Consider the following 19055-nt stretch of genomic DNA (forward strand, 5'->3'; position numbering starts at 1 on the left):
CCCGCTCCCCTGCCCCCCTCCTCATTACCCAATTTATGCGTGTTCCCCTCCCCCAATTTGCCACCGACGACCGACCTCCTGAACATATTGCCGAAGTGATCGAAACGACGACAACGGAGTTTCTGGCGCAATGTTTAGATCCCGAAGAATTAAATTTTCCCCTCATGCCCCCCTTTGGCAGTTGGGTAAAGACTTGGGACGAAGAATCCGGCAATAAAATCTTTGGCATTGTCACCTATGCCACCACGTCCCCGATTGATTCGGTTCACCGGGCGCGAGCGCTCGGGTTATCGTTAGAAGAATTACGATCTGAACAGCCCCAAATCTTTGCGATGCTCAAAACCGAATTTCGGGCGGCTTTAGTGGGCTTTGAAACGCCTCCTAGGGGCAATAACGGCTTATCTGGTGGCTTGGGCATGATGTTCCAATATTTGCCCCCTCGCCCCCCTCAAATTCATCAAGGGGTGTATCAGTGCGATCGCCACGAAATCATCGCCTTTACCGAAAACCTAGACTTCCTGCGCACCCTACTCCAAGTCAACAACGTTCCCGTTGAAGCCCTCGTCGCCGCCTGCCTCCGCCAGATTTATCAACTACGCCAGTGCGATCGCCCTTGGCTCGTTAAAGCCGGACGCGCCCTCAGTCAACTGCTCAAAGACGACTACGATAATTTACGTTACATCATCAGTCAAATTCACGCCTAAATCCTTCCTTCCTATCATTTTCGTAATATTCAGGTATATTTTTTTACAAAGCTTCGCAAAAAAGCAAGTGAAAGTAAATAAATCCAAAAGAACTCCCACGCTTCAAAAACCAAGTCTTACAATGAAGACGTAAGCCAAGGAAAGAGGCAATTCAAAAACACCCTCAATTAAGAGGAGTGACCCCGGAAACTCTCTAGAGGTAAGGCAAACCGCCAATCGCTGTTCAATCAAAACCCATTGAACCAGCCCTCTAAAGCTCCCGGTTGATTGCAGAAAACTCTCGTCTTGCTTAACCTCAACTTAATGTCAGTTACTTAAATTGAGGCAAAAATCCAAGGTCAATCTCCAAGATTCGCCTTAAAATCAAAGGTCTTTTGCCGCAATCTGACAAAAAACTTAACTTAAGTTAACTCAAGCTTTAAGTTGGTCTTATTTAAGTTGCCCCTTAAATAACTTGCCCCTTAAAGAGAGTTAAATCAAGTTAAGTCCAATTTCTGATTTAAGTTTCCAATTTAAGTTCAGATTTGAGTTGAGTGTAACGAGGTCTTGGTGATGAGTATTAATCCTTAAATGATCTGGTGGATTCTGTAATACTCATTCGAGATCGTTGACAATCAAAAAGCTGGTCTAAGAGATTATCACATACCGAGGGGACAAAATCAATGATCCCTAGTTTGTTTAAAGCCAATCTCTAGGACTCGCTAGGAAACTTTAGTCTTTGCATTGTTTCTTAACGTACTGAAATACACAGGAGCGAGATTTATGGTTAGCACAAGCCTTGACCGAACCAGTGATGCTTCCAAAGAAAAAGCTTTAATTCTTTGGTTTGAAGAAGTAGGCACACATGATGTCGGTCTAGTGGGCGGTAAAAACTCCTCATTGGGCGAAATGATCCAATTATTGCAACCCAAAGGAGTGAATGTTCCAACAGGTTTTGCCACAACCGCTTATGCGTTCCGCTACTTCGTCAAGGAAGCTGGTCTAGAAGCCAAATTACGGGAATTATTCAGTGATTTGGATGTTAACAACGTTCAAAACCTGCAAGAACGTGGCAAACAAGCGCGGGCCCTGGTATTAAATACCCCCTTCCCCCAAGACCTACAAATGGCGATCGCCTCCGCTTACAAACGGCTTTGTGAACGTTACGGTGCAAGCTCAGAACTGTGTGATCGTTTCAGCGACCCGGAAGCCCGTCAACTTTGTGAAGAGCAAAGCAAAGACACCGACGTAGCCGTTCGTTCCAGTGCCACCGCCGAAGACTTACCCGAAGCCAGTTTTGCTGGACAACAAGAAACCTATCTGAACGTCCAAGGGGTCAAAGGCGTTTTAGAAGCCTGTCATAAATGCTTCGCCTCCCTCTTCACCGACCGCGCTATTTCCTACCGGGAACACAACGGATTTGATCACTTCTCCGTTGCCCTCTCCGTCGGTGTTCAAAAAATGGTACGTTCTGACCTCTCCACCTCTGGGGTCATGTTCTCCATCGACACTGAAACTGGGTTCAAAAATGCCGCGTTAATCACCGCCGCCTATGGTTTAGGGGAAAATGTAGTACAAGGTGCCGTGAACCCCGATGAATACTATGTATTCAAACCCACCCTGAAAGAGGGTTGCCGTCCGATTTTAGAAAAACGCCTCGGTGAAAAAGCCATCAAAATGGTTTACGATGTCGGCGGTTCTAAACTGACCAAAAACGTTGAAGTTCCCCTAACTGAACGGCAGAAATATTGCATCAGCGACGATGAAATTCTGCAACTGGCTAAATGGGCTGTTCAAATCGAAGAACACTACTCCGAAGTACGCGGTCAATTCACCCCAATGGACATTGAGTGGGCCAAAGACGGGATTACCGGAGAACTGTTCATCGTTCAAGCCCGTCCTGAAACCGTTCAATCGCAAAAATCCGCCAACGTGCTGGTGAGCTATGAACTCAAAGAACACAGTAAAGTGCTGGTAACAGGGCGCAGTGTTGGCGCGGCCATCGGTCAAGGGAAAGCTCAAGTCATCCATAACGTGAGCAACATCACCCAGTTCAAACCCGGCGAAGTGCTGATCACCAACCGCACAGACCCCGACTGGGAACCCATCATGAAACAAGCCAGTGCCATCGTCACCAACCAAGGGGGACGGACCTGCCACGCGGCGATTATTGCTCGTGAAATGGGAATTCCGGCTATTGTGGGTTGTGGTGATGCCACCGAAAAAATCGCCACCGGACAAGACGTGACGGTTTGCTGTTCTGAAGGCGACGAAGGCCACATCTACGAAGGTTTATTACCTTACGAGTTAAAAGAAACCCAACTGGATAACCTGCCTCGCACCAAGACCCAAATCTTGATGAACATTGGTAATCCAGAACAAGCGTTCTCCTTATCAGGGATTCCGGCTGATGGTGTTGGTTTAGCTCGTTTAGAGTTCATCATCGCCAACCACATCAAAGCTCACCCGATGGCCTTGTTGAAATACGACGAACTCGAAGATGAAAGCGTAAAAGCTGAAATCATCGAATTGACCAAAGGCTATGATGACAAACCGGAATTCTTCGTGGATAAACTGGCTCGCGGGATTGCGATGATTGCCGCCGCCTTCTATCCCAAACCCGTTATCGTGCGGATGTCTGACTTCAAATCCAATGAGTACGCGAACTTACTCGGCGGTCGTCAGTTTGAACCCAAAGAAGAAAACCCGATGATCGGCTGGCGTGGTGCTTCCCGCTACTATGATCCCAACTATGCTGAAGCTTACGCCTTAGAATGTAAAGCCTTCAAACGGGTGCGCGACGAAATGGGTCTGACCAACGTTGTGCCGATGGTTCCCTTCTGCCGGACTCCTGAAGAAGGCAAACGGGTATTAGAAGAAATGGCCAAACAAGGTCTGGAACGGGGCGTAAACGGTTTACAAGTTTATGTGATGTGTGAACTGCCCAGTAACGTGATCTTGGCCGACCAATTCTCTGAAGTGTTTGATGGCTTCTCTATTGGTTCTAATGACTTAACCCAATTAACATTAGGGTTAGACCGTGACTCTGCTTTAGTGGCCCACCTGTTCGACGAACGGAACGACGGTGTGAAACGGATGGTGAAAATGGCGATTGAAACCGCAAAAGCTAAAGGTCGTAAGATCGGGATTTGTGGTCAAGCGCCCAGTGACTATCCTGAATTTGCTCAGTTCTTAGTGGAATTAGGTATTGACTCCATGAGTTTGAACCCTGACTCTGTACTGCAAACCATCTTAATGGTGGCAGAAGTGGAGCAGAAGAACGCCTAGAGCAACGTCTAGAACAAAGGTGTGATGCCTTTTGAGTGATCTCCGTTAATTGAATTGGTTAAGGAAGGACATGAGTTCATCTCATGTCCTTTTTCTTGAACAATCTAGATTGACCTCTCACCCCCCAGGACAAGGTGTGGGCGAATCGATTAAAATTTCAGCAAAACGGCTACCCCGAGAACCCGGATAAATTTGTTAGATTCGAGGGTGAACCCATTGCAAGGAGTGTGACTAAACTTGATGGGACAAAAGCGAACAGTTGAGGATCTTTTGTGTGCGGCACGGCAAGGATTAACCCCTGAAGCCCGGGAAAATTATCTCGCTACACTGGTTGAAGTACAACACCATTTGCTGTTCACTCGAGGGGTGAAACAGGTTTATCGGGAGATTTTAGCGAAATTAGGCGCCGTGAGTGGGGCTGATGGGGTTTATCTGTTAGAACGAGGGACTGATGGAGCTTCCGGGATGAGGATTCAGGAGGTGTGGTGGCGTGAGTCGAAAGAGTCCCACCCGTTGTTTCCCCATAGTGAGGCTTGGCGCTGCCTTGGGGCTTGGTTTAAGCCTTTGGAACAAGGTCAAGTGGTGGTCAAATATCGTGGGGGTTTAACCCCCGCCGAACAAGCACTGTGGGATGGCTATCATATTCAAAGTTTCTTGGGGCTTCCGTTGTGGTGTGAGGGGCGTTTGCTAGGCATGATCGGGCTAGAACGTCATCAGGAGCAACCTTGGGCAGAGGCTGAGATTGCCCTGTTGGAGATGGGGACAAGTGCGATCGCCTGCAAACTCCAACAACAGCATCAACCGGACAAATGTTCCCCGGTTTCGGACTCCCAAACTGCTCTATTTCATCCCATCCCCGAGGGCAGTTTCCAAACCGCCCCAGACGGTCATTATTTAAAAGTTAGCCCGGCTTTTGTTCACTTGATGGGCTACAATTCCCCCGAGGACTTTCTCCGCCATGTTCCCCATCCCCAACATTTATATGTTAACCCTCAACGATATCTAGACTATCGCGGCAAACTAGCACAGGACGACTTTCTCAGTGATTTTGAATACTGTATCTATCACCCCACTGGAACCCGTCTATGGCTCTCGGAAAATGCTCATGGGGTGCGGGATGAACAGGGAAAACTGCTTTATTACAACAGCACCGTAGTTAATATTACCGAACGGCGACAAATTCAATCCCAACTGGAATATTATGCTAGCCATGACCCCCTCACTGGGTTAATGAATCTCAGCGCTTTTGTCTCCCACATCGCCACAGCGTTGGAACAGGTGAAAGCGGATCAAAAAGAGTTTTTTGTGGTGTTATTAGTGGATTTGAAACGCTTTCAGGTGATTAATCAGAGTTTGGGTCATTTAATCGGGGATCAACTGTTAATTGAATTGGCCCATCGTTTAGAAATGTATGTGGGAAGTTATGGTCGAGTGGCTCGTTTAGGGGGAGATGAATTTGCTGTTTTATTAGACCAAGTGAACGACTATGAGGAAGTGGGCGAACTGGTGGATAATTTAGAGGAAGGGTTTGCTGATCCCTTCTGGATTCAAGGTCATGAGATTTTTGTGACGGGAAACATTGGCATTGCGCGATCGCACCGAGAATCCACCGGAGAACTCTACGACAGTCCAGAACAACTCCTCCGCAACGCTTACAGAGCCATTGAACAAGCCAAACGTCAGGGAGGGTATACCGCCAAACTCTTTGACAGCACCCTACACCCCCTACTCCCCGACGAACTTAAATTAGAAATTGCTCTCCGAAAAGCCCTCGACAATCAAGAATTTGTCATCTATTTTCAACCGATTATTTCGATTCAAAAACGGGAACTTTACGGTTTTGAAGTCCTAGTCCGTTGGCAACATCCCCAACAAGGCATCATCCCCCCCCAAGACTTTATCCCCTTGGCCGAAGAAACAGGCTTAATTATCCCCTTGGGAGACTGGGTACTCTATCAAGCTTGTCAACAAGTACAAAATTGGTCTAAACAAGGGATTATTCCTGAAAACACCAATCTCAGTGTTAATCTGGCCGCACAACAGTTTTTTGTGCCGGATTTAGTCCCCCGTATTCAAGAAGTTTTGCGCCTCACTGGATTAGCACCCTATCGTTTACGTTTAGAAATCACCGAAGGGGTGATCATGTCCAATGAACAAGCCATTGAGCGCCTTCAGCAACTGAAAGCGTTAGGGGTAGGCCTCGGAATTGATGATTTCGGCACGGGGTATTCTTCCTTAAGTCGTTTACAAGCCTTTCCCTTAGATACGCTAAAAATTGACCGTTCCTTTATTTGGAATATGACCTCACAACAAGAGGAAGAAATTGTCAAAAGTATTATTAATTTAGGTCGAGGTTTGGGCTTAAATTTAGTCGCAGAAGGCATTGAAACAGCCGATCAATTAGAATCTCTGCAAGCGTTAGGCTGTCAGTATGGTCAAGGGTATTGGTTTGCTAAACCCTTAAGCATAGGAGCGGTGGAACAGTGGTTAGAGGAATTTGATTTTAATTAAATCAAGATCCCCTGTAGGTTGGGTGGAGCGACAGCGAAACCCAACAAATAAAAGTGCAGGATAACCTTCTCCACTGATCAAATAATAATTATTGTGTTGTACTTGGTCATGATATTTGACACGGACTAGATTAGGCAAAAAATATTCTAGCCATCTGGGGTAAATTTTCCTCTCCGTACTATTGCCCTCAACTAAAAAGTAAATATTCATCACTCTTCCTCATCCTGATCATCATCTTTAAGCAAATTAATTAAATCAATAAAAGCCTTCTGTCGTGAAGCAGAAATATGAAAATCTGCCGCATCTTTAACCGTTACTAAACTACCCTGTTTTTTAATTTTCATAATATAAATGACTTAGCTCCTATTTTTGGCAATTCTTCATTCTACCATTAAATCATAATTAATCACTATCTTTTTTTCCAAAATTACAGCAAAGTCAGAACAAATTGAGCAAATATGATTAGAATAGAATGCGACCTTAATGTTCTGAATTGATTATGCTCAAAAAATACTTCGGTCTAGCGTTAGCCGTATGCCTGTTTCTCAGCACTTGGGGGATGGCCCAGTCTCAGGCTACCCCTTCCTCCAGTTTAGGAGAACAATTAGGGCAAGAAATGGCAGAGTTACACCAAGGCGATCGCCCCATTCCCACTCCCCTTGTTGCCCAAGCGCCTCGGATGCCTGTCCAGTCGGAAATGGTGACTTATGGCACACTGGAGGAAAAGCCGTTAATGGGCTATCTAGTAGCCCCCGCAGACCCGAGTGAAGCTTTACCCGCAATTGTTGTGATCCATGAATGGTGGGGCTTAAACGACAATATCAAGATGATGAGCGATCGCCTAGCTGGAGAAGGATATCGCGTGTTAGCGGTGGATCTCTACGGAGGAGAAACGGCTGATAATCCTGAAGAAGCTCTACAATTAGTCACAAAAGCCAACAATCATCCTGAACAATTGTTCGATAATCTCGCCCTCGCTTATGAATACTTGAAAACAGAACACAATGCCCCAAAAGTAGCGAGTTTAGGCTGGTGTTTTGGGGGGCGTTGGTCTTTAAATATGGGGCTGCTGTTACCGGATCAATTAGATGCTGTGGTCATCTATTATGGCGGCGGTATGGTAACAGATCCTGAACAATTAAAAACCCTAGAAATGCCCATCTTAGGGATTTTTGGCGAACTGGATCAAAACCCTTCTGTGGAAACAGTGCGAGAATTTGAGGCGACTTTACAAGCGTTAGGAAAAACGGCAGAAATTCACGTTTATAAAGGGGCAGATCATGCCTTTGCTAATCCGTCTGGGACTCGTTATAATGCCAAAGCAGCCGCCGATGCTTGGGAAAAAACAATTGCTTTTCTCAACCGTTATTTACGAGGTCAAGAATCCAGTACATCTAACAGCGAAGCATAACGCATCTGATCCAATTCTTGGATTAATTTAGCAAGGTGTTGTAATTCTTGGGAGTAGTATTGAAACTGATCAGCATCTTGGGTGGGATCTAGTTTTTTTAACTGCTCTAAACAGTGGCGGCGCGTCTTTTCGTAGGTCACACGCTGAAGAGAGGCGATCGCCGCCCGAATCAACAAAGGGGCGCGAACAATCTCGTGTTGCTGGTTTTCGTCGAGATACAACACAGGCAAAACGGGATTCATTTCTGTGGGATAGGTCGCGCTTAAGTTGCGTAAATGTTTGAGTAACTCTTGAGGATGGACGGTTTCTGCTTCTAATATTTTACGCCAGAGAAAACGATGGGGTGCAAGGCTAAAAATTAGATCATTCTCTTCTAATTGTTCGATGATTTCTGCTCGATGATGGGGGCAGTGTAGATAAATTAAAAGCAAGGTAAATTCTGCCCGTTCCAGCAAGTTTTTCTCGCTGTCAAGTTTAGTAATTCCCTCATCTGGTTGATTAAACTTACGCTTAGGCCGCCGCAATTGCGCTTGCAAATTTTTACTATAGCTACTGATTAAAGAACTATTACCTTGACTCAACAGTTGGGCGCAATAATTCACATAATAGGTTCGTTTATTGATATCCTCTAAACGGTTTAACAGCTTAACCATTTCCTTGGCAACTCGTTCAAACTGATTAGCTTGATTGAGGTCTTGATCCACTAATAACTGTTCGATTTGCCAATCAATCCATAAAGGGGCAGTATCGAGTTTTTGCCGATAAATATTGGGAGCATCAGGACTCGATTTGAGGAACTCATCGGCATCTTTCCCCCCCGGTAAATTAAAAACTCTTAACTGCACTTGTCCTGAATAAACCAAAGGGGCAATTTCTTCAATCGCCCGTTGGGTGGCTTTTGTTCCGGCTGCATCGGCATCAAAGTTTAAAATCACTTGTTTGGATTCGGTATAGCGCAAAATCCGTTTCAGTTGATCGGGAGTGAATGCTGTTCCTAATGAGGCAACAACGGGGGTAATTCCAGCCCCGTGGAGGGCGATCGCATCAAAGTATCCTTCCACCACAACCACCCGATCCTGTTTGCTAATTTCCCCCTTCGCTTGATCCAGGGCAAAGAGGGTTTTTCCTTTACTAAATAAGGGGGTTTCAGGTGAGTTTAAATATTTAGGTTCATCATTGCCTAATGTCCGACTCCCAAAGGCAATAACACGCCCTTGAGCATCACAAATAGGAATCATGAGACGATCCCGAAAATAGTCATAATAACTATCCCCATTTTTTCGGGACTTAATGAGTCCTACCTGTTCCACTAAGCTGGCAGAAAAGCGTTTCGCTTCCACTAAATAACGATAGAGGGTTTCCCAGCCTGTGGGAGCATATCCTAAGCCAAATTGTTGAATAGTTGCCTCGCTCAGTTGGCGTTTTTCCCGCAAATAATGCCAAGCCGTTTCCCCTTGGGGCTGTCGTAAAGCGTGTTGAAAAAAACTATTGGCAATGGCCGCAATTTCATATAATTGTTCCCGCAGGGAAATTTCTCGCTGTAAGGCTTGACTTTCCTCAGCAGAGTTCATTTTAACCGGAATTTGATACCGTTGGGCTAGTTCTAATACCACTTCCGCAAAGGATTGTTTCCCCAACTCCATTAAAAACTTAACCCCACTTCCCCCCATCCCACAGCCAAAACAATAAAACATTTGTTTACTGGGGCTAACGGTAAAGCTAGGGGTTTTTTCATCATGAAAAGGACATAATCCCACGAAGTCTTTCCCCCGTTTCCGCAAGACGACTTGTTCCCCTACGATTTCTACAATATCGACTCGTTCGGTAACAGCATCAATGGTGTCTTTATGGATGCGAGGTAAGTTCATTGAGGGTGTCTAAGATTGACCTTGTGTAGCAATTCGAGTTCTATTCTACCTTAGTTAATTTGCTAAGAATTGTAAATTTTTCTAGACAAAATCTGGGGGGTTTGGGATTATATTTTTATAAATTTTTTTTCATAATGGGAGTGGTTGCACAATTTTCAAAAATGCTTATACTCCCATTATCTAAAATATCACTTTAAAAGTCAAAAGTCAAGCCGAGAAATCTTTTTTAATCTTTAAATGGGTCAGGATTCCCAGTCAATTGAAGCATTGCCCTAAATCAGGATTAAATCTTGCTCTCTGGCAATGAAGGCGAGGGGATTCTGCACGCAAGGACGGGGCTTTAGACCCAGTTTTTTGGTAAACTGGGGGGAGTCTTGGGTTTAGTCCTATGGTTTGGCAGCCGGGTACGCGGGTTTTTGGCGATCGCTATGCGATTGTGAAGCAGATCAAAAAGGGCGGTTTTGGCATCACCTATTTGGTGCAAGACCGTCAGGGTCGGGATTGGGTCTTGAAAACCCTCAAGGATGAGGTGATGACGGAGGCGGAATATATCCCCTACCGGGATAAGTTTCTGCGGGATTTTGACCGGGAAACGGCGAAAATCGCCATCTGTCGCCATCGGCATATTGTCGAGGTGGAGAATCATTTCACCCATGAGGGGCTGCCCTGTATGGTGATGGAATATATTCAGGGGCAGGATTTAGGCGATCTTGTGGGGCGTGGGGGAGCGTTGCCGGAGGCGGTGGCGTTGCGCTATATCCGGGAGGTGGGGGAGGCGTTGATCGTGATGCACGAGAAGGGGTTGCTCCATCGGGATATTAAGCCTCAGAATATTATGGTGCGGTTGCCGGCCGATGAGGCGGTGTTGATTGATTTTGGCATTGCGCGGGAGTTTGTCCCCAATTTGACCCAAACCCACACCATTGCCTATACGCCCTGTTATGCCCCCATTGAGCAGTATGACGAGCAGGAGCATCGGGGGGAATTTACCGATGTTTATGCCTTGGCGGCGACGCTGTATTTTTTATTGACGGGGACGTTACCCCCCATTGCGACGATGCGGGTACGGCGCGATCGGCTGGCGATTCCTAAGGGGTGGTCGAAAGAACTGCAAAACGCAATTAAGCAGGGGATGGCGGTGGAGCCGGATGACCGCCCCCAAACCGTGGCGGCGTGGTTGGCACTGTTGCCTAAAGCGAAACGTGAGCCAGTTCAGAATCAGCCTAGCTCTGGTGGGAGCAATTTACAGGTATTTAGTTTTGAGACGGTGCGGGTCAATAGTCAGGGGCAAATTGTCCAGAAAATCCCTGGTCAGGCGCGGTTTTATCCCCAGGATTTGGGCCAGGGGGTGCGGTTGGAGATGGTGCAACTCCCCGGCGGTCGGTTTTTGATGGGGACAGAAGAGTCCGAAATTGAGCGGTTGTGCAAAAAGTATGAGAAGGATTGGTTTAAGCGGGAAAGTCCCCAGCATCCTGTAGAGATTTCTCCCTTTTTGATGGGCAAAACCCCCGTTACCCAAGACCAATGGCGCGTCGTGGTGACGCAAGTGGGCAAAATTGTCCGGGATCTGAACCCCGACCCATCCCATTTCAAAGGCGGGAATCGCCCCGTTGAAAAGGTGTCTTGGTATGATGCGGTGGAGTGGTGCGCCCGATTGAGCAAGCTAACGGGCAAGGAATATCGCCTCCCCAGTGAAGCGGAATGGGAATATGCTTGCCGGGGAGGAACCACAAGCCCCTTTGCCTTTGGGGAGACAATCACCCCGGATTTAGTGAACTATGACGGGAACTACACCTTTGGTAACGCCCCCAAGGGACAATACCGGGAAGAAACCACGCCCGTCGCCAGTTTTCCCCCCAATGGCTTTGGCTTGTACGATGGTCATGGCAATGTTTGGGAGTGGTGTTTCGATCCCTTCCATGACAGTTATCAGGGTGCGCCAGGGGATGGTAAAGTATGGGATGAAAAGGTGAATGATAATCGTTATCAAAAGCCTTCAATAAATCTTAAGATTTTACTAGAAGAAAGCGATAGAACTTTTGTACTGCGCGGCGGTTCTTGGGACCTCAACCCGCTTGGCTGCAGTTCGGCCTTCCGCAGCCGCCTCCTGCGCGACTCCTCCAACGACGGCCTTGGGTTTCGCGTCTGTCTTGTCGGTGCAGGACTCTTCTAGCCCTTTGCCCTTTAGTACTCTTGCACTCTGCTCTTCTTCCCCTTTCTCCCTCGTTACTTGGCTCTGCCAAGTAATGCCCTCCCGGAGGCTCCGCCTCCCTCCCCCCAACAGGCAGCAGAGCCACCCAATATTCATGCCATGGCAGAGCCACAGCACGAGATGATTCAGAAACCGGGTTTTTGGTAAAAATTAAGGGGAACAACGAAAGACCGCAACAACCCGGTTTCTTGGCTTCAGGGATGATCAGAAACCGGGTTGCCAGGAGAGACTAGATCGCACCATAATCAGTGCAAAAAACCCGGTTTCTAAGGCTGCACCCAGAGCCAACCTCATGGCAGAGCTACAGAACAAGAACTAAACCGGGCTTCTGGTAGGGACTCAAAGAAATAGAGAGGGCATTAGCTACCCATAAATATTGCCTCGAAAGTTGATATCGTAGATGACGATTGTCTCTACTTCTGCCTGAATTTGGAAGATGACACGAATTTTACCCACACGGATTCTAGAGAATTGCTTTAACTCACCCTTTAGCTTTTTGATATCAAGCTCTTCAGGAGGATAAATCTTCTGGGTTTCCAGACAGGTTTTAAGAATCCCTATCTTACTCAGCACAGCTTGACGGCTTTCAAGATCGAGTTTTTTGAGGAATTTCTGAGCAGATTTACTCAGTTTAACCTTCACGATTCAAACCAGTCCGTAATATCTTGAAAAGGCTCCTTTACGTAGTCATCCGGGCTAAAGGTTGCTTCAATGTCAGCTTGTTCTGCATCATCTACATAGGGCAGCAACATTTCAAAAAATTTGTACCATTCTTCCCGCATGACTTCCCGAACACTTTCCTTAATCAGGGTTTTGAGGATTTCGGGATTGAGAGTGTTAGACGGTTCCATACTTGGATTCGGTGAGGTTTCGTTTTCATTGTAGCAGTAGCCAAGGGCTTTTCCTCGCTACTTGGCTCTGCCAAGTAATGCCCTCCCGGAGGGCTTCCGCCTCCCTCCCCCCAACAGGCGGCAGAGCCACCCAATATTCATGCCATGGCAGAGCCACGGCACGAGATGATTCAGAAACCGGGTTTTTGGTAGAAATTAAGGGGAACAACGAAAGACCCCAACAACCCGGTTTCTTGGCTTCAGGGATGTTCAGAAACCGGGTTGCCGGGAGAGACTAGATTGCACCATAATCGGTGCAAAAAACCCGGTTTCTAAGGCTGCACCCAGAGCCACAGCACAAGAGCTACAATTCTAAGATCACATCACGAGGACTAACGATGATTTCCCCTCAATTATTAAAGCTTGAACAATCTATCCATAACTTATCACTAGAAGATAAACTCTGGCTGCTCGATAAAATCTTTGAGCAAGTACGAAACACAGCCCCCCATCCACAGGAAAAAGACCTGCAAAATCTCAAATATGATGATCAAGTAAAACCCATTTGGGAAATTGCCGTAGAAATTGGGGCAAAAATCCCAGATTCTGAATGGGCAAAAGTACCCAGTGACTTATCTAAAAACTTTTGAATTAATTGAAAGTCTTTATGATCATCCCAATGTAACCGTAATTCAGCAAAGCAGCCATCAGTTTAAAGAGGGATTGTTGTTATACAAACAAAGACCCGATAAAGAATGGAGCTTAACCGATTGTGTCTCTTTTAAAATCATGGAAAAATACGGCATTACAGAAGCCCTCGCCTACGATAAACATTTCGAGCAAGCCGGTTTCGTTCCTTTATTACGCGACTGATTTTCGATTTTTTTCCTCGTTACTTGGCTCTGCCAAGTAATGCCCTCCCGGAGGCTCCGCCTCCCTCCCCCCAACAGGCGGCAGAGCCACGGCACGAGATGATTCAGAAACCGGGTTTTTGGTAGAAATTAAGGAGAACAACGAAAGACCCCAACAACCCGGTTTCTTGGCTTCAGGGATATTCAGAAACCGGGTTGCCAGGAGAGACTAGATCGCACCATAATCGGTGCAAAAAACCCGGTTTCTAGGGCTGCACCCAGAGCCACAGCACAAGATGAACCCGTTTCTAAGAAACACCGTCCTCAATTAGCCCACTATAATTTAATCTAAACCTTACCAATATCTAGTAATCATGAAGTGGCGAGTCATCCTTGAACCCGATCCAGAAACCAACGAATGGGCCATTTGGTGTCCAGAGCTTCCGGGCTGTATCTCTGCTGGGACTACGGAACAAGAAGCCCTCGATAATATACGGGAAGCGATCGCCCTTTATTTACAGCCTGACGCGGATGTAGAAAATATCTGTCAGCGTTGTCGCCGTGATATAGCCAATTATTTGCCCAACTTCTATGAATTCAAACAGTAGTTCTACGTCTTGGTAGAATGGCTCTCGCTCCAACAGAAAATCTAAAACAATGTTGGTGTCAATTAACGCTCTCATGGTAGATATTTCTCCATGCGTCGCTCTTCTAACATCGTGGCGACTTGCTGATCTGTGGGTGGGGGTTGATCGGTTTTGAGCAGGCCTCGCATTCTGTGGATAGCCTCAGAACGTTCTGAACGAGAAACCTCCATATCTTGTAAAGATTCAGCAATGACAACCATGAGAGACAGGCGATCGCCCCGTGGTAGTTTCAAAATTTCAGCTTTGAGTTCTGGTAATTGCATCTCGAACACCTTCCTTAATCAAGATTTTGAGCATTGCGGAGTTGCCGGGATTTATAGGGGCTTTGCCTTTTTCGGCCGTCCCCCTTTTTTGCCATTGGCACGAGCCGCCTGCTGCTTCGCCACAGAGGATTTTTGCCCCCCCTTGCGACCCAATTCAGCCATCCAAGCCTTTGTCCCAAAAATTCCCTGAACCAAACCCGGAATACTGAAATCAGCATCCAGGCGATCCCAATGAACGCTCAAACCATCAGCCCCCAACCAAACATCCTCAAGCTCACGAGGGGAAGCATTCCCTAAACCTTGAGCTAAATGGGGAGGAAAGGCAAAAATAGCCCCATTTTTAAGCTGAATTTCAATTAACTGACGTTCTGGATTATACCAGACTGCTTCAGCACAGGGGCCAGCCTCCACGAGAGCGATCGCCCTCGCTTCAGCCTCGGCAATTTCTGCATCTAAAGCCGCATCATCGGTAAAATCAAAACTCCACTGTTGTTGCCACTGTTTGTTAGCCATGGATTTCGTGCCACCTCCTTAAAAATTCTTCTTGATGTTCCGCAACCAGTTTGAGAGCAGCGATCGCCTCTTTGCGAGAAAATTGAGCCGGTTTGGTAATCAAACAAGGTTTTTGAAACTCATTACCAATCGCGATCTTCACGTTAGGTTGATCCCGTTGACGTTTACGGCCTATGAAAATATGGACATGGGCTGGCTCATGATCATCGGAATAAATGTAAACGGTAAGATTCCGGGTTGTATCGGTAAAAATTTTCGGCATTTAAAGTTAGTCATAATTTTAGTGTTCCTGTATTATTTCTCTATAAGTCTTCGTCGTCTTCGGGGCATCACAATGAGCCTGAACGGTTGAGGCTAAACAGTTAAAAGATCGATGACCCTGTTTTCATCATAACCCATCGCTTGGGTTTTAGGGGACGAAAATTTGCAGATTAAGGCTCAAAGTTTTGCTCCACACCCGGCGAAAAGAACAAATTATCAATGGCCCTGCGAATATCTTGGGCAAAAATTGCCAAAAAAACCGTCAGAACAACCCCCACAATCGTCACATAAAGCGTATCGCGAGCCACCCGAAAACCTGGATCAATGGGCGGAACAGGACGAGGTGGCGGCGCGGGTTTGATCGCTGGCGAATCACCCGGCAACAACGCTAAAAACGCCTCAATGGTGGAGGGGCGATCGCCATAATCCAACGCCATCCCCTCCCGAATCGCCCGATTCGTCTTGTCACTCACCCCCGCAATGGGGGGCAACCTCCGACCCTTGCGCTCCAAGATTTCCTGCATCTCTGCATGGGGCGGCACATCCCCCGATAACAGCGTGAACAGCGTTGCCGCCAACCCATAAACATCACAATAGGGCCGCGCCTTCTCCGTCGGATCATAAAGCTCTAAAGGGCTATACCCATCGGTATTGCTCGAATAAATCGACGTGAGCGTTTCATTAAACCCCTTCGTCACCCCAAAATCAATCAGCACTGCCTCCGGTTTACCCGCCTGCAGCACAATATTGGCCGGCTTCACATCCCGATGCACCAACCCCTACCCATGCACCACCGTTAACGCCTCCCCCACCTGGCGGATATAAACCAACGCCTCCTCCTCCGGTAGGGTTTTCGTCGGCAAACTCGCCAAATCCTGCCCCGCCACATAGGCCATGACAATAAACGCCCGACCCTGTTCAATAAACGAACCCAAACACCGCACAATATGAGGATGCCGACAACGGGCCAACTTCACCGCCTCATTGATCAGCTTATGATTGAATTTATCTCGCTCCTTGGGGGCGAGTTGAGCCAAAACCTCATCCCGCACCGTTTTGAGGACAACGCGATCGCCCCCCTTGCGCTCCGCCAGATAACTAATCCCCACCCGCCCCTCATTGAGGGTACGCACCACCCGATATTTTCCCCCATCCAGCCAATCCCCCGCCTGCCAAGTCATGGATTCTCCTCAACACCAACACCCTTGATTCTAATTGCCCCCGGGTGAACCGTTAGGTTTTGGTTAAAAGCACCCCCTGGGTATCCTGAAGCTCAAAATCATCGAGATCCTCAAGGGTTAAACCGGGGGAGGCGATCGCCACCTGCCAATCTTCCCCCTGCAATTGCAGCAACTCCGTCAACTTAATGCGGTGAGGTTTCCCCCCCATGTGGGCCACCATAGCCACCATTTCCTCCGGTCGTTCTGGATTACTGCGCACCCCGTAGAAAATCGTCGTCTGTTCTTCACTGATCTTATTAAAGCGATCCGTACCGGAAAGATTATGGCGTAACCAAGGGTAGCGGTGGCGGAACTGGCGCAGGCTCAAGTTATAGGCGGTTTGGGTCGCATTGACAAACGTCGCATAATGGCCCACATTACAAATTTCATAGCAATCTTCCATAAACCAGCGGGCAAACTGTTTAAGGCGATCCAGATCCATCTTACTCAGGAACCGCAACATTCCCGGCCGTCGTAATCCCTTGATTTTAGGAATCACACAGGTTTCATCCTTCCCTTCAATACAGGTACGAATTGCCTCCACCACAGCAGAAATATTGTAATCATTGGCTTCCATGATTACACTCAAGGCTTGGCTAAATTCCCGCAGTTCGCCAATATCCTTAAATCCCAAAGATTTCAAACGGGGAAACGCCTTTTTCCGTTTAAACAATTCCGGCGTAACCTGCCAATCTAAAAATCCCGCCTCCTCCGATACCACCTTCACCCCATACCGTTCATCGGTGTTGCGGAAAAACATCCAAGGGGAATGGAGTGTGGCGTTAATAAAATCCATGGGCAGCACCGGGCTAAACCCATAAACCCAGAGGGTGACAGCGGGGTTATCATAGGCGCGACGGAGCACCTCCGGCAGCGTTTTGCCTAAATTCCAGTTAATATCTGCATCGGTGCTGACTTGGTTGCCCCGGCGCACGGTGTCATGGTTAGCGCAGCCGGTGATCCAGTGCGTGGCGGTTCCTGGAACAACAACCCGATTAACTGCCGTTCAGCCAACCGCAACCACAACCAGCGCGACAACATCAACAACAACCTTGGGTTTCGCGTCTGTCTTGTCGGTGCAGCACTCTTCCCGATCAGAGTTGAGCGATGGGAATTGCTCAAGGGTATTTTGAAGAGTCCAGCCCTGTTCCTGTGATCCTGGTGACAGTCTCCGAAAATCAACCCCAGCCCGGTAGCTTAGTAAGGTTTCCCTAAACTGTTACCCGGCTGACTCTTCAGAAACCGGGTTTTTGGTAGAAATTAAGGAGAACAACGAAAGACCGCAACAACCCGGTTTCTTGGCTTCAGGGATGTTCAGAAACCGGGTTGCCGGGAGAGACTAGATCGCACCATAATCAGTGCAAAAAACCCGGTTTCTAAGGCTGTACCCAGAGCCATAGCACAAGAGCTACAATTTTCTTCCTCGTTACTTGGCTCTGCCAAGTAATGCCCTCCCGGAGGGCTTCCGCTTCCCTCCCCGCAACAGGCGGCAGAGCCACCATCAATTTTGATGATTTATGTACCAAGCGACAAACTAACTGTCCACTCTTTTTCCTCTAATTCTTGAAAAGAATAATTGAGTTGACCTCTTCGACCTACTTCAATCGAATAAAAATCAACCTTGGGAATGTCATTAATTTCAAAATCAAAAACACAAACAACTCTGGAATCTTTTTTTCCGGATCCTGTTTTCCCTGTTGCCAAAATATTGCCTTGTCCATCTTTAATTGTGACAGGCATATTTGCTTGGATATCACGATAACCTCCGGTTCCATAGCAAGAATCATCAGCGCCCTTAATATCTGAATCAATTAAAGTTATAGATCCCTTGATTGTATATTTTGATTTTATGAAAGGAATAGCAGGTATTATTGAATTTGAACTAGATGCAGTTGAAGAACTAGAACCTTGATGATTATCAGGGTTTACAATATTCCAGAAAATAGATGTACCGACAAAAGTTACTAAAACGAGGGAAAGTCTTTCGCCATTTTTGGTTTTTATAAAATCAACGATGAGTTGAATGATTTCTGAGATTGTCAATTCCGAAAATTCTTTAGATTTACTTTTCTTACTCTTTAAATGGTATGAGTATTTTTTTGGATTGTGGTGGGTTTCTTTGGTGGCAGCCACTTCATTTGTTTTTGATGTTTGAACAGAATGGCTTAATGAATCTATGGTTTGGGGTTCGATGAGGTTAAAGGACTCTTGCCAAAGGTTTAAACTTTGATTTTTGATTCGGCCGCGAATAATAACCTTAGTAATATTATTGGGCTGAAGTTTTAAAAGTCCTTTTTTGATAAAATCAACTGTTGCTTCTTGAGCCGGTGCGGTATTGGATTCAAGAATCAAGGTTAAGCAATCATAACTGATAGAAGATTTCACACTAATACCTTTAGGTTCTAGTGTTTTGTTGATGATCGTGGCAATGGCTTGAGCATTACCTGATTTAGCCTGATTGAGTAGCGAATTGGGTTCTGTCATAACAAATACGGTG

The 19055-nt window shown here is 46.8% G+C and carries 19 protein-coding genes and 2 pseudogenes; 9 read left to right on the forward strand and 12 right to left on the reverse strand.

Annotated elements, in window-relative coordinates:
- The first annotated feature begins 35 nt into the window (after window positions 1-35).
- The 3 genes from K4A83_RS12755 (at window position 36) to K4A83_RS12765 (ending at window position 6482) form a co-directional block, all read left to right on the forward strand.
- The gene (locus K4A83_RS12755) at window positions 36-704 is read left to right on the forward strand and encodes an HAS-barrel domain-containing protein (protein WP_407810023.1); all 669 of its coding nucleotides are present in this window, start codon (window positions 36-38) and stop codon (window positions 702-704) included.
- Between the two features lie 762 nt (window positions 705-1466).
- Window positions 1467-3971 (forward strand): phosphoenolpyruvate synthase, encoded by a 2505-nt coding sequence (gene ppsA, locus K4A83_RS12760; protein ID WP_265264960.1) that lies wholly within the window; start codon window positions 1467-1469, stop codon window positions 3969-3971.
- A 240-nt stretch (window positions 3972-4211) separates the two neighbouring features.
- The gene (locus K4A83_RS12765) at window positions 4212-6482 is read left to right on the forward strand and encodes a bifunctional diguanylate cyclase/phosphodiesterase (RefSeq protein WP_265264961.1); all 2271 of its coding nucleotides are present in this window, start codon (window positions 4212-4214) and stop codon (window positions 6480-6482) included.
- 209 nt (window positions 6483-6691) lie between these two features.
- On the opposite strand, the gene K4A83_RS12770 is transcribed toward K4A83_RS12765, so the two are convergent.
- Entirely contained in the window at window positions 6692-6826 is a 135-nt protein-coding gene (locus K4A83_RS12770) for a hypothetical protein (RefSeq protein ID WP_265264962.1), read from the reverse strand.
- 155 nt (window positions 6827-6981) lie between these two features.
- Between K4A83_RS12770 and K4A83_RS12775 the strand changes: the two genes are divergently transcribed.
- Window positions 6982-7893, forward strand: coding sequence for a dienelactone hydrolase family protein (locus tag K4A83_RS12775; protein ID WP_265264963.1), 912 nt, complete (start codon window positions 6982-6984; stop codon window positions 7891-7893).
- On the opposite strand, the gene dnaG is transcribed toward K4A83_RS12775, so the two are convergent.
- A complete protein-coding gene (dnaG, locus tag K4A83_RS12780; RefSeq protein WP_265264964.1) occupies window positions 7860-9761 on the reverse strand; it encodes a DNA primase in 1902 nt (633 codons plus the stop codon). The genes K4A83_RS12775 and dnaG overlap by 34 nt on opposite strands.
- A gap of 388 nt (window positions 9762-10149) precedes the next feature.
- Here dnaG and K4A83_RS12785 point away from each other — a divergent pair, with 388 nt between their 5' ends.
- Window positions 10150-11934, forward strand: a complete 1785-nt coding sequence (locus K4A83_RS12785) for a bifunctional serine/threonine-protein kinase/formylglycine-generating enzyme family protein (protein ID WP_265264965.1) — start codon at window positions 10150-10152, stop codon at window positions 11932-11934.
- 402 nt (window positions 11935-12336) lie between these two features.
- Here K4A83_RS12785 and K4A83_RS12790 read toward each other — a convergent pair whose 3' ends face one another.
- From K4A83_RS12790 to K4A83_RS12800, 3 genes are read right to left on the reverse strand one after another with little or no spacing between them, the layout of a single operon-like run.
- Window positions 12337-12615, reverse strand: coding sequence for a type II toxin-antitoxin system RelE family toxin (locus tag K4A83_RS12790; RefSeq protein ID WP_265264966.1), 279 nt, complete (start codon window positions 12613-12615; stop codon window positions 12337-12339).
- Window positions 12612-12824 (reverse strand): hypothetical protein, encoded by a 213-nt coding sequence (locus tag K4A83_RS12795; RefSeq protein ID WP_265264967.1) that lies wholly within the window; start codon window positions 12822-12824, stop codon window positions 12612-12614. Before K4A83_RS12795 ends, K4A83_RS12790 begins: the two co-directional genes overlap by 4 nt.
- A gap of 25 nt (window positions 12825-12849) precedes the next feature.
- Window positions 12850-12981 (reverse strand): hypothetical protein, encoded by a 132-nt coding sequence (locus K4A83_RS12800; protein ID WP_265264968.1) that lies wholly within the window; start codon window positions 12979-12981, stop codon window positions 12850-12852.
- Between the two features lie 220 nt (window positions 12982-13201).
- Here K4A83_RS12800 and K4A83_RS12805 point away from each other — a divergent pair, with 220 nt between their 5' ends.
- From K4A83_RS12805 to K4A83_RS12815, 3 genes are all read left to right on the forward strand, one after another.
- Window positions 13202-13453: a hypothetical protein gene (locus K4A83_RS12805; protein ID WP_265264969.1), complete on the forward strand. Its 252-nt coding sequence runs from the start codon at window positions 13202-13204 to the stop codon at window positions 13451-13453.
- Window positions 13431-13676 (forward strand): type II toxin-antitoxin system VapC family toxin, encoded by a 246-nt coding sequence (locus K4A83_RS12810; protein WP_265264970.1) that lies wholly within the window; start codon window positions 13431-13433, stop codon window positions 13674-13676. The genes K4A83_RS12805 and K4A83_RS12810 overlap by 23 nt, the downstream gene beginning before the upstream one ends.
- 352 nt (window positions 13677-14028) lie before the next feature.
- Window positions 14029-14262 carry a type II toxin-antitoxin system HicB family antitoxin gene (locus K4A83_RS12815; RefSeq protein ID WP_265264971.1) on the forward strand — a complete coding sequence of 78 codons (234 nt, stop codon included), beginning with the start codon at window positions 14029-14031 and terminating at the stop codon, window positions 14260-14262.
- Here K4A83_RS12815 and K4A83_RS23220 read toward each other — a convergent pair.
- From K4A83_RS23220 to gghA, 6 genes and pseudogenes are all read right to left on the reverse strand, one after another.
- Window positions 14245-14337, reverse strand: a pseudogene (locus K4A83_RS23220) (PIN domain-containing protein); the annotation flags it as partial. The gene K4A83_RS12815 and the pseudogene K4A83_RS23220 sit on opposite strands and share 18 nt — an antisense overlap.
- Window positions 14334-14564, reverse strand: a complete 231-nt coding sequence (locus tag K4A83_RS12820; protein ID WP_265264972.1) for a hypothetical protein — start codon at window positions 14562-14564, stop codon at window positions 14334-14336. The pseudogene K4A83_RS23220 and the gene K4A83_RS12820, both read right to left, overlap by 4 nt.
- 51 nt (window positions 14565-14615) lie before the next feature.
- Entirely contained in the window at window positions 14616-15077 is a 462-nt protein-coding gene (locus K4A83_RS12825) for a DUF2442 domain-containing protein (protein ID WP_265264973.1), read from the reverse strand.
- Window positions 15070-15339 (reverse strand): DUF4160 domain-containing protein, encoded by a 270-nt coding sequence (locus K4A83_RS12830; RefSeq protein WP_265264974.1) that lies wholly within the window; start codon window positions 15337-15339, stop codon window positions 15070-15072. The genes K4A83_RS12825 and K4A83_RS12830 overlap by 8 nt, the downstream gene beginning before the upstream one ends.
- Window positions 15340-15508: 169 nt before the next feature.
- Window positions 15509-16519, reverse strand: a pseudogene (locus K4A83_RS12835) (serine/threonine protein kinase).
- A gap of 52 nt (window positions 16520-16571) precedes the next feature.
- On the reverse strand, window positions 16572-17492 hold the full coding sequence (gene gghA, locus K4A83_RS12840; protein ID WP_265264975.1) for a glucosylglycerol hydrolase: 921 nt from the start codon (window positions 17490-17492) through the stop codon (window positions 16572-16574).
- Between the two features lie 6 nt (window positions 17493-17498).
- Here gghA and K4A83_RS12845 point away from each other — a divergent pair, with 6 nt between their 5' ends.
- Window positions 17499-17714: a hypothetical protein gene (locus K4A83_RS12845; RefSeq protein ID WP_265264977.1), complete on the forward strand. Its 216-nt coding sequence runs from the start codon at window positions 17499-17501 to the stop codon at window positions 17712-17714.
- A gap of 359 nt (window positions 17715-18073) precedes the next feature.
- On the opposite strand, the gene K4A83_RS12850 is transcribed toward K4A83_RS12845, so the two are convergent.
- Window positions 18074-19042, reverse strand: coding sequence for a hypothetical protein (locus tag K4A83_RS12850; protein ID WP_265264978.1), 969 nt, complete (start codon window positions 19040-19042; stop codon window positions 18074-18076).
- Between the last annotated feature and the right edge of the window lie 13 nt (window positions 19043-19055).

The sequence above is a fragment of the Spirulina subsalsa FACHB-351 genome, from assembly GCF_026130165.1.
Classification (GTDB): Bacteria; Cyanobacteriota; Cyanobacteriia; order Cyanobacteriales; family Spirulinaceae; genus Spirulina_A; species Spirulina_A subsalsa_A.

What these genes read in the sequence shown, in the direction of transcription:
- K4A83_RS12755 (WP_407810023.1), top strand. Translation starts at nt 36, where the DNA reads ATGCGTGTTCCCCTCCCCCAATTTGCCACCGACGACCGACCTCCTGAA.
- ppsA (WP_265264960.1), top strand. Translation starts at nt 1,467, where the DNA reads ATGGTTAGCACAAGCCTTGACCGAACCAGTGATGCTTCCAAAGAAAAA.
- K4A83_RS12765 (WP_265264961.1), top strand. Translation starts at nt 4,212, where the DNA reads ATGGGACAAAAGCGAACAGTTGAGGATCTTTTGTGTGCGGCACGGCAA.
- K4A83_RS12770 (WP_265264962.1), bottom strand. Translation starts at nt 6,826, where the DNA reads ATGAAAATTAAAAAACAGGGTAGTTTAGTAACGGTTAAAGATGCGGCA.
- K4A83_RS12775 (WP_265264963.1), top strand. Translation starts at nt 6,982, where the DNA reads ATGCTCAAAAAATACTTCGGTCTAGCGTTAGCCGTATGCCTGTTTCTC.
- dnaG (WP_265264964.1), bottom strand. Translation starts at nt 9,761, where the DNA reads ATGAACTTACCTCGCATCCATAAAGACACCATTGATGCTGTTACCGAA.
- K4A83_RS12785 (WP_265264965.1), top strand. Translation starts at nt 10,150, where the DNA reads ATGGTTTGGCAGCCGGGTACGCGGGTTTTTGGCGATCGCTATGCGATT.
- K4A83_RS12795 (WP_265264967.1), bottom strand. Translation starts at nt 12,824, where the DNA reads ATGGAACCGTCTAACACTCTCAATCCCGAAATCCTCAAAACCCTGATT.
- K4A83_RS12805 (WP_265264969.1), top strand. Translation starts at nt 13,202, where the DNA reads ATGATTTCCCCTCAATTATTAAAGCTTGAACAATCTATCCATAACTTA.
- K4A83_RS12815 (WP_265264971.1), top strand. Translation starts at nt 14,029, where the DNA reads ATGAAGTGGCGAGTCATCCTTGAACCCGATCCAGAAACCAACGAATGG.
- K4A83_RS12820 (WP_265264972.1), bottom strand. Translation starts at nt 14,564, where the DNA reads ATGCAATTACCAGAACTCAAAGCTGAAATTTTGAAACTACCACGGGGC.
- K4A83_RS12825 (WP_265264973.1), bottom strand. Translation starts at nt 15,077, where the DNA reads ATGGCTAACAAACAGTGGCAACAACAGTGGAGTTTTGATTTTACCGAT.
- K4A83_RS12830 (WP_265264974.1), bottom strand. Translation starts at nt 15,339, where the DNA reads ATGCCGAAAATTTTTACCGATACAACCCGGAATCTTACCGTTTACATT.
- K4A83_RS12845 (WP_265264977.1), top strand. Translation starts at nt 17,499, where the DNA reads ATGGTTAGCGCAGCCGGTGATCCAGTGCGTGGCGGTTCCTGGAACAAC.
- K4A83_RS12850 (WP_265264978.1), bottom strand. Translation starts at nt 19,042, where the DNA reads ATGACAGAACCCAATTCGCTACTCAATCAGGCTAAATCAGGTAATGCT.